Here is a 10307-nt window from a genome sequence, read left to right on the forward strand (position 1 = left end):
GTTTTTTATCAGTTTTGCAATGATCTCTTGCTCACTCATAAGCTACCTAAATAAAGGAAATTAAAGCAACTGGAAAGAAAAGACAAATGAAAAGTTTATTACCGCCAAACGCAACAAAGCAAGAGCAAGCACTGGTTGATGCAATAGATTATAAGGTTGATCCAAGCTGTATCAAAGGATTTAAGTTTAATCTTAAAGAAGAAACATTGCCGTGGATAATAGAAGAATATGGTTTAGAAGAGATACTGCGTTGGGTAAAAGATAGAAGAAAAGCCGTAGTAGAAGGAGTAAAATTTCAAAGACTACGTGGAACCCCAGCATCACTCAAAATAGCACTAAAGTGGGCAAATATAGAAGATATTACAATTATTGAAGAGCCACCCGGTAAACACTTTTTTGAGTTGCAAGTAGGGATAAAAGAGGTACCAAATGACTTCTTCGTAGATGCAGTAGTAGAGCTGGCAAAACTATCACTGCCTGTAAGATCCAGATTAATGAGGATTTTTAACGATTATTATAATGTGCAGAGATTTATATTGGATGAGAGTTTATTTGGAGATCTTCTTTCTGATTATTCAGGGGTAAAAATAGAAAAAGATGGACCAGTGTTATCGTTTGGAAGAGTAAATTTTTTCAGGTCTAGTGGTCCAGTTATTAGGATTATAGAAAACTATCTACGCGATCATTATGAACGAGCTTTAAGCAATGATATATATCGCCTAGATGTAGGAATCCTTGGAGAAACCGAGCCTCACACAAGGGATTATAAAGGCATCTATGAAAGAGATCATTTGTGGTACAACTTAAAAGCACTATATCCATTACCACAGAGTTTATTACCATCGATTAAATTTGCAAAAGCGCAGATTGTACTGTCAGATAGCTGGAAATTAGGAGAAATAAATAGCTGTTTTCCAGTTGGTAGAATAGAAGAAGAAGGAAATAAATTTGTATTGGGAAACGATAAACTTTCAGGGCAACATTGGAGTTTAAAACACAAGCCAATTTTAGAAAGGTTTAGCGTTACTCACCACTACAAAATAGAAAACTATACAGATCAGAAGATTACAAAATATGGTTTAGCAGAACACAACGTTTACTATAAAAATGACTCAGATTCAGAGCAAAAAGACTCAATACACGAATTAGAAAATTACATTTTAGTATTTTACCCAGGAGTACTGAAGTGGCACGAACATCGACACTTGCACAGAAGTTGGAAAAATAGTCAAGTAATATCTCTAATAAGTTAAGTACTTATATTTAGATCCTCATATATTATATTAATAACAGGTTAAAGTGTATGAAATAAACAGAAAAAGACTTGCTTTCTTATGCTAAAAAGGACATGACTTGAATAGCAGCAGGTAAATATAAGAAATTTGTCTGGTGCTAGAAAAGCTAATTTTGTGAGGTATGAAATGAGTTTTAGCAAGAGTAAGTTTTTTAAAGAAGTATCAAGTAACGATATTAATAAAAGAAATGAAGAAGGAGAGACGATATTACACCAAGCAGTAGAAATCTCTGATTACAAAACAGTGAGATTATTAATAAAAAAAGGGGCAGAGGTTAATGCAAGAGATAAAAATGGTTATACACCACTACACTGTGCAGTATTTGCGAAAAGCTTAGAAAATATAAAAGTGCTGCTAAGATCGGGAGCAGAAGTAAATGCCACTCAATATGTCAGTGGATGTACGCCACTGCACTCTGCGTGCAAAATAGGAGGAGTTGAAATAATAAAAGAGCTAGTAAAGGCTGGAGCTGAAGTTAATCAACTGAATAAATATGGTGCAACACCAATGTATTACATCTGGGAAAGTGAAAAGTATCGTCTATGTGATAGCAAAGAGAGTGAAGAGGCGAGTAAATTTTTGAGAGAAAAAGGAGGAATAACAAAAAGTAGAGAACTGACGTGCTATGGAATAGAGAGGCTAGTGGGAGAAATAGCAGACATGTTGAATGGGAGCTACATGCCGGAGCTAAAAATAATAGAGATAGGAGAAATAAGGAAGAGAGACAAATCGCTAATAAAGAAAGAATGTCAAAATTTAGCAAGCAAGATAATGAGCCAAGTAAATGAAATGATAGATGAGGTGGTGAAAAGGAGGGCTTAGGAATTTAAATTCAAAAAAAAGGTGAGGTAGGTTATGAGTAAAAAAGGAAAAGAGGAGTCACTATTAGAGTACTCATACAAAAATATTTACGCAAGAGACGAAAAGGGAAGAACAGCTCTACATTATGCAGTAGACGCAAAAACAGTGAAGTTATTAATTGAAAAAGGAGCGAATGTGAATGCAGCAGATGTAGAAGGATATACAGCACTGCACCTAGCGGTAACGGAAAAACGCCTAGAAACCGTGAGAGAATTAATAAAATCAGGAGGGAATGTAAATGCTGAGGAATATGGAAGTAAATGCACTCCATTGCACCTTGCATGTATGGTGGAAAAAAAAGAAATAGTGGAGGAGCTAGTAGAAGCAGGAGCAGAAATAGAGCAAGCAGATAAATTTGGAATGACAGCGATGGATTATAGCAAAGAGATCACTGAAATATTGAGGAAAGAAATAGACAGAATTGAAAAGTTATTTATGAGAGGATAGAAAATATGGAGGAAGAAACAGAAAAGAAAGTAATGAATTTAGAGAGAAAACCTTTGGGTGAGCTGAGAAAAACGTGGAAGAAGGTATTTGGGGAAGAGGCACCTAAACATTCAAAGAAATATCTGATACCAAGATTAGCTTATAGAATGCAGGAAAAAGTGTATGGAGAAATGTCAAGAAAAGGGTCAAAAAGACTAGATTATTTAGCAGATCGGCTGGAGAAGGGAAAAAGAATAAGTAGTGACAAACTGCCAGTAGAAGGAACAGAGCTAATATTAGAGAGAGGGGAAGAGACGCATGCAGTAATGGTAACAGATAAGGGTTTAATCTACAGAGAAGAATTTTTCACGTCATTGTCAGCAGTAGCCGGAAAAATAATGGGAATGAGTTACAATGGGCCGCTCCTATTTGGTTTGCGTGATCAAAAGGGAAAGGAAAATGTGTAAAGGGATAAGATGTGGAATATATACGAGAAAGTCAAATGAAGACGGTCTAGAACAAAAGTTTAACAGTTTAGATGCGCAGCGAGTAGCATGTGAAAAATATATAAAGAGCAAAGAAGGCTGGGTAGTATCGGCCAAAAGGTACGACGATGGAGGCTTCTCAGGGAAAAATTTAGAAAGACCAGCGATAAAGGAATTGTTTGAAGATGTAAAAAAAGGAGAAGTAGATTGTGTAGTGGTGTATACTCTGGATAGGCTATCAAGGGAAACAAAAGACAGCATTGAAGTAACATCATTTTTTAGAAGACATCGAGTAAATTTTATAGCAGTAACGCAGATATTTGACAATAATACGCCAATGGGAAAATTTGTACAAACAGTGTTATCAGGAGCAGCACAACTAGAAAGAGAAATGATAGTAGAGAGAGTAAAAAATAAAATAGCAACATCAAAGGAGCAGGGATTGTGGATGGGTGGAACTTTACCGCTTGGGTATGATGCAAAAGATAAGGAATTAATAATAAATGAGAAAGAAGCAAAGTTGGTAAAACATATATTTGAGAGGTATATAGAGCTGAAGTCAATGGCAGAACTAGCAAGGGAGCTAAATAGTCAAGGTTACAGAACAAAATCAGATATCTTTAAAAAAGCGACGGTGAGAAGAATAATAACAAATCCAATATATATGGGAAAAATCAGACATTATGAGAAAGAGTATGAAGGAAAACATGAAGCAATAATAGAGGAAGAAAAGTGGCAAAAAGCGCAGGAATTGATAAGGAATCAACCATATAGAAAAGCAAAATATGAAGAAGCGCTACTTAGGGGAATAATTAAGTGCAAAAGCTGTGATGTAAATATGACGCTAACGTACTCAAAAAAAGAGAATAAAAGGTATCGATACTACATATGTAATAATCACTTAAGGGGGAAGAATTGTGAATCAGTAAATCGAACAGTAGTAGCAGGAGAAATAGAAAAAGAAGTAATGGGAAAAACAGAGCAGCTATATGAAAAATGGGGAGAAAAAGCGGAAGAGTGGAAAAATTTAAGTTTTGGAAGACAGAAAGAAGTAGTGAAAAAGTTAATAAAAGGAGTAATGGTAAAAGAAGATGAAATAGAAGTGTGTTTAGAGGATAAGGTGGAATTTATACCAATGTGGTTAAAAAAGAAAGGAAACAAATGCACAGTAGTAGAGCCAGAAGGAAAAACAAACAATGCATTACTGAAAGCAGTGGTAAGAGCCCATCTGTGGAAACGGCAACTAGAAGAGGGAAAATACGAAAGTGTGAAGGAGCTGAGTGCCAAAATTAGTATAGGTACAAGACGTATACAGCAAATTTTAAGGTTGAATTATTTAGCTCCGAAGATTAAAGAAGATATAGTAAAGGGGAGGCAGCCAAGAGGTTTGAAGCTATCTGACTTGAGGGAAATACCGATGCTGTGGAGTGAGCAGGTAGAAAAATTTTATGGATTAGCGATGTAACGTTTATAAAAGTAACAAGGAGAAAAACATCATGAGAACACCGAAGAAAATATGGAGAGGTATTACCAGAAAGTTAAAAAATAGAAAAGATACCACTACTGCAAAAGAAGCTGTCATAGAGGAATCAAGGAACTCTAATATTCCAGAAGAAGTTGAGGTAAAAGAGATCGCTAATGCTGATAAAGCTGCAGAAATTGACACTCAGCTATGTAAAAATATCAATAAAAATAGTGATAATATTAATATATCTCAGCCTACATGTGAAACCAGCGAAAAGACTCAAGATGCTCCAATAGAGACGTCCAATGTACCCAATGACTTTCCTTCAAATGAAATAAAGCCATGTGATGCTGTGGAAGAGAAATCATTAACAAAAACAACGCAGCAAAGACAAGCAATCCTGGCTGGTGTTGTTGGTGCGGTATTATTGGTAAGTTGTGTTGCATCTTATCTACTGATTGAATATTCCAAAGTACACGTTATAGCGGTAGTTGGCGGGATTATTGGGTTGGTTTGTATGGGTTTTGCCCTGTATAATGCTATAAAGCCCAATACCCAGCTCGAGAAAGTGGAAGATATTCAGTCTTCTTTAAATCCAGCGTATACTCAAAAACCATAAGTGCCAAGATAACTTCTCTAAAAAATCTCTTAAATTATTAACCTAATATCACTTACCTTAGCCCCACTGTCATTTTTTCTTAATTTGAGCTTATGGAGCCTTTAACATTCTACTCCATTTATTAAGAGTCTAACAAATTAGAGAAGATAACAATAAAAAGTACACCAAATATTATATAGACAAACACCATAACAAAGCCCCATTCTTAGCCCACCGCATTAAAACTATTACTCTTCTCTGGCTTTTTTGATTGTTTACTTTTGCCTTACCATAACCATGCTCAAGTTTTAAAATACCTTCACTTAATACGCTTTCCCCAGCTTATAGAAATATTATGTATAGTAGATAGAAAACCAATGCAAGCATAATTTTTCTAACTTTTGTATTTTTTAAACTTCACTGACATTGATGCTTCTACTTTTAATTAGCTACACCTGCCAGTAACAACATTGTGCCTATTTACCGCCATCAAATGCAAAGAGATGATACTCTACTTCAAAGCATTTGCCCCTTTTTATCAGCTACTTTTCCTTAACTTGACGCGTATGCTTTTTTGAATATTCCAAAAGTAAAGCTACAACCATACTTACTAATAAATCAATTTTGTTATAGAGAGTTCAAAATTTCTTTTAACTCTTTTAAGTAAAAATTAAAAGATTTTACTTTATCTATTACTATTCGCCCATTATCCAATACTATAATCCTTTTGCCATAATTTACAGCATCCTCTAAATTATGAGTTATCATTACTGAAGTGATGTTATGTTCTTCTATTACTTTAGCTGTTATCGCAATAATTTCTTTAGAAGCTTTCGGATCTAAACTTGCTGTATGTTCATCCAGAAATAAAATTTGAGGTGGATGACTAATTGCAAGGGCTAATAAAATAGCTTGTTTCTCTCCTCCAGAAAAATTATTTATCGGTTGATTTAAAAGAGATAAAAATTTTTTAGGGGCATAGGTTTTAGAAATTACTTCTTTACTTGTAAAACGCTCATTCTTTGGGAACCTACTTTCCCATAGAAGAATATTTTCTTCCAGAGTTAATTCAGTAAATAATCTATCTTCAGCTTTTTGGGTTAAAGTAACAACCATAAAAGCCTTTTGGATAGGTAAGATTTTATCAATAGGTAATTGATTTAAAAATACTTCTCCTTTCGTTGGTGCAAGATAGCCGGCTAGTATTTTAGCTAAGGTAGATTTACCGCTTCCATTGGCCCCAAGTAACACTACAAATTCACCTTTGTCAATATTAAGGGTAGTATCATAAATTATTGGTTTATCACGGTTCGTTACTTTAAACTCAATTTCTTTAGCATATAAATAAGATTCCATATTTTTTCTTTATCCATAATTCCTATTGCGTTGCAAGGATATAAATAATATTACCCCTAAAACAAGCTTCAAATTTACAGGATCAATTCCTATATGCAATATGCTGCTAAGGCTTACAAAGTAAAAAAATATTCCGACAAAACATGCAATTACTTGCATAAAAATATGAAAATACTGAGGATTACCTCTAAAAATATGTAATCCGATGACAATAGCTCCAACACTAGTAAGCGCAAGTCCTATTCCCATATTAATATCCGCAAATCCATTTACTTGAGCAGCAAGCGCACCTGTTAGAGCCGCGAATCCATTACTTAATGCAAGACCTATAGTTCGATAAACTTCCGGTCTTTTCCCTAAAATACCCAATAAATTTTTATTATAGCCAAATGCTCGAAGTAATAATCCTAACCTTCCATTTAGTAAAAATACTAGTGATATAATGATAATACAATTGATTATAGTTAGTGGAATCAACCAATTTTCTAAATTAAATAATGATAAGATCGTTGGCGTTCCTAATATTGATATATTATGGCGTCTAAGTATTCGCAGATTAACCGAATATAGCATAAAGCTTGCAAGTATTCCGGCTATTAAACTATCAATACGGTCATTTTTTTGCATAAAACTAACTATGCTTCCAACTATCATACCTGCAAGCATACTAAATATTAATGCTGGAAATAGCCCAAAATCAATGGTACGGGCAAATATACCGGCCCCTAAAACATAAGTACCATCAACAGTTAAATCTGTAATTTTCATAATTTCATAACTTATATACATCCCCAAAATAAGAGGTAGTATTAAAAAGGACTGTTCTAACGCTATAAATAGTATGTCCATTATTTGTTACTCAATTTCTATACGCTGAAATGGTAAAGAAGATATTTCAAGTTTAGTTAGAATCTTTTGTCTAGAAAATGATTTAGAATTAATAAAGAGCATTAAACTATCCATAAGCTTAAAAGGAATATTTTTAGGGAGAATGCCGTTTAAAACATCTTTGGCAATTAATCCACTATTAACTCCAATTTCCTTTTCTCGTACCCCTATTGCTATAGTTGCACCGTCAATTACTGACCCTTCATCTGAAGCAATTATAGGAATTGATCTATTATCCGCTTCTTGTTTTAAGATATTTATGCCACTTGCTAGTAAATGATCCTTTAAGATTAGAAAAGCTTGCGTATTTTTAGGGCTATTTTTTACCGCTAGCGGGAGATCAGTCAAGTTATTTATCATCATTTTATGGAGAACAATATTATTTTTTTCTGCATATAATTTTAATTCTTTTACTGCAGGTGCTACTTTTTCACTACTACTATATAATAATGTTATATCATACAACGATGGTAGTTTATCAACTAACTTTATTATCGATATTTCATCATTAACCCCGGTCACCAAGGGATGATTTTTGTTATTTATTGCTGCAGCTACACAAACGATAGGTTTATTTTTTATATGAGAAATAGTCATTAGAGAGGTAGAAGAACCAATAGGCATGAGTATGTCTTGCTGCTGCATTTGCTTAATTATTGTGAGTAAAACATTAGGATCCCCATGAGCATTTTTAACTGTAATTTTAACACTCTGGTCTTGCAACGATTCTTTAATTCCATTAACAATCTGAGTCATTGCTTCATGTTCAAGAGGTACAATAATACCAATATTTTTATGATTAGCATAAACTGCAACAGTAAAAAACAGGACAGATAGAAACGCTAAAAGATACTTCTTATAATAGAAAGCTTTAAAAATGACGGAAAACAACATCGTGATACCCTATAAAAACTACAATTCAAACAAAGCCTAAAATTGATGTAAAATTATTTACGCCAACGCCATCCTTGATTTAAATTATTAATTTCTACAGATATCATATATATAAATTCTATTATTATATAACTAAGTCTAATATGTTTTAAATATAATGTCAATTATATTTGAAGCAGTGAAAATAGCATTAGAAACATACTGCGAATTAGCGTCGTAAAGGATTTAATTATTTACTTTCCCCAAAAACACAAAAATAGTACGTATATTTACGAGAACGCGTTGCGTAAAAATAGGGTTGTAAAAATAAAAGCTTGAGATTGTTACAACAAAATTAGGCAAACCAGTTCGTACGTAGATTTAGCGAAAGTGATCCAATATAGCTGGTTTTAGCTTACAGTGAAATTACCATATAAAAAAGTTCGTAGGGTACACATGGTAGACCATCCCATCCCAAAGAAAAATGTTCTCACGGGTAGCGGTTTTTGTTGCTGGAAATGGTTGGATTATTTAAGTTATTAGCAATATATAATACTAAATTAATAGTAATTCATTTGACAATAAGTATTAAGATAAACTTATAAAAAACAGAATTTAAAATAAACAAAACGTCATGTGTCTCTCATATTAAGAGGCTTTTGTTGAGAGTTATTCAAGTCTAAAAAAAATTTTCAAATTGAGGATTGACAAAACCTAAAAACGTGATATCTTGCTTGAAATGGCATCAAGTTACTATAGTGTATGTTAGACGTAACAGTTTCCATTTTTTTCCATTCATAAAGAGGTGATCATGCTACGTTCAGATATTCCAAAAGTTTTATTTTCGTCTATTAAAGAGGATGATCCTTATAGAGCATCTAAGCTTTTTCAAATTGAACGCTGGTGCTATGCAAATTGGCATCTGCACCAAAAAAGTGGCAAAAAAGGACGTAATTTTCTTGCACAGGTATTGTCTAGTGAGGATTGTTGGAAAAAAGTAGACAATTTACATGGAGTTAAGCTTGATAGGCAAGTCGTAGGCAAAAAGTTAATTGCGCCAGATTCAGGTAATCTCTTTGATAAGTATGCCATTGCCTGTCGTTGCTGTCTAGAAGAAGATATTATTGCTTTGTTTGAGGAAAGAAAAGAGGAATTATCAGCTCAAGGTAAGAGTAGTCTATTGGAGTATGAGCACTTAGTTAGGTGTTGCGGATCTGGTCTTTTAGCGCAGTTTTGGTCACATTTTGTTAGTGGTTACATCTCTAAACTAAATTTAGATGGCTGTCATCCATATGAGTACGGGCTTAAATGTGCTGTGAGTCTTAAGCAAGAGCAGGCAGTGGAATTCTTCTGGAATAAAATAAAATCATTACCTGAAAGTGAGATGAGCGAACAGAAAAAGGATGAAATCTTGATGAAGACAGCAGTATATGTAGCAGGGAACCGTTGTAATAGTTATCCTGAAATATTCGAGTTTTGTTTTAGTCAAATAAGTCCTGATAAATATCCAGAACTTCTAAAAAGAGACTTAGCTGAAAATGGTTATTATGGTAGTCTAAACACGCTACAGGGTGCACTTCGCTTTGATCAATTTCAGGAATTATTTGATTGTTTAAAGCCAAATGATGTTCCAGAAGATGATTATAATATCTGGTTAGACATGGAAATCAAAAAACATTCAGAGCCTTATGTAAGTGAAAGTGTAAAGCTTTTTATGCATATGTGGATGAAGGAAGGATTTGATAGCCATCGTGCTTTAGTGATAAGAGAGGAACTAGAGGATAAATCACCTCTTTTCTGTACAGTTTTATTAACACCTTTAGTAGAAAAGGGCTGTATGGAACCAGTATGGGCGTTATTAAATAAAGCTAATTCTGATCAGGTTAAAGAGTTTATGTGTTCTAAACAGGCAGGCTACATACGATCTATATTGGAAAAAAGAGATGCTGATTCATTGAATAAGTTTCTAGCATATAGAAAGTCTACAGATGAAGAGTTCACTAGCTTAACTGAAGTTGAATTAAGCAAAGCATGTGAGCAATTAGGGTTAAGCAATTAAG

Annotated in this window: 10 protein-coding genes; 7 read left to right on the forward strand and 3 right to left on the reverse strand. The window is 33.8% G+C overall.

Features of this window, described 5'->3' with window-relative positions; translation table 11 throughout:
• Positions 1-86: 86 nt before the first annotated feature.
• The 6 genes from ACQH3L_RS04740 to ACQH3L_RS04765 all read left to right on the forward strand — a co-directional run bounded on the left by ACQH3L_RS04740 (position 87) and on the right by ACQH3L_RS04765 (position 5151).
• Entirely contained in the window at positions 87-1253 is a 1167-nt protein-coding gene (locus tag ACQH3L_RS04740; protein ID WP_425384677.1) for a phage tail protein, read from the forward strand.
• A 168-nt stretch (positions 1254-1421) separates the two neighbouring features.
• Positions 1422-2117, forward strand: coding sequence for an ankyrin repeat domain-containing protein (locus ACQH3L_RS04745; protein ID WP_425384678.1), 696 nt, complete (start codon positions 1422-1424; stop codon positions 2115-2117).
• A gap of 33 nt (positions 2118-2150) precedes the next feature.
• Positions 2151-2603 (forward strand): ankyrin repeat domain-containing protein, encoded by a 453-nt coding sequence (locus tag ACQH3L_RS04750; protein ID WP_236514651.1) that lies wholly within the window; start codon positions 2151-2153, stop codon positions 2601-2603.
• 5 nt (positions 2604-2608) lie between these two features.
• Complete coding sequence (locus tag ACQH3L_RS04755; RefSeq protein ID WP_236514648.1) at positions 2609-3049, forward strand: DUF2924 domain-containing protein; 441 nt, start codon at positions 2609-2611, stop codon at positions 3047-3049.
• A complete protein-coding gene (locus tag ACQH3L_RS04760) occupies positions 3042-4532 on the forward strand; it encodes a recombinase family protein (protein WP_425384679.1) in 1491 nt (496 codons plus the stop codon). Before ACQH3L_RS04755 ends, ACQH3L_RS04760 begins: the two co-directional genes overlap by 8 nt.
• Positions 4533-4563: 31 nt before the next feature.
• Entirely contained in the window at positions 4564-5151 is a 588-nt protein-coding gene (locus ACQH3L_RS04765) for a hypothetical protein (RefSeq protein ID WP_341813300.1), read from the forward strand.
• Positions 5152-5757: 606 nt separating this feature from the next.
• Here the strand turns inward: ACQH3L_RS04765 and ACQH3L_RS04770 are convergent.
• The 3 genes from ACQH3L_RS04770 to ACQH3L_RS04780 are packed head-to-tail and all read right to left on the reverse strand — an operon-like array spanning position 5758 to position 8268.
• The gene (locus tag ACQH3L_RS04770; RefSeq protein ID WP_208571703.1) at positions 5758-6486 is read right to left on the reverse strand and encodes an ATP-binding cassette domain-containing protein; all 729 of its coding nucleotides are present in this window, start codon (positions 6484-6486) and stop codon (positions 5758-5760) included.
• A 9-nt stretch (positions 6487-6495) separates the two neighbouring features.
• Positions 6496-7335 (reverse strand): ABC transporter permease, encoded by an 840-nt coding sequence (locus ACQH3L_RS04775; RefSeq protein WP_208571534.1) that lies wholly within the window; start codon positions 7333-7335, stop codon positions 6496-6498.
• Positions 7336-7341: 6 nt separating this feature from the next.
• Complete coding sequence (locus ACQH3L_RS04780) at positions 7342-8268, reverse strand: ABC transporter substrate binding protein (RefSeq protein WP_208571533.1); 927 nt, start codon at positions 8266-8268, stop codon at positions 7342-7344.
• A 790-nt stretch (positions 8269-9058) separates the two neighbouring features.
• Here ACQH3L_RS04780 and ACQH3L_RS04785 point away from each other — a divergent pair.
• Positions 9059-10306, forward strand: a complete 1248-nt coding sequence (locus ACQH3L_RS04785) for a hypothetical protein (protein ID WP_208571571.1) — start codon at positions 9059-9061, stop codon at positions 10304-10306.
• Position 10307 lies beyond the last annotated feature (1 nt).

The sequence above is a fragment of the Wolbachia endosymbiont (group A) of Sturmia bella genome (genome assembly GCF_964030905.1).
GTDB classification, from domain to species: Bacteria; Pseudomonadota; Alphaproteobacteria; order Rickettsiales; family Anaplasmataceae; genus Wolbachia; species Wolbachia pipientis.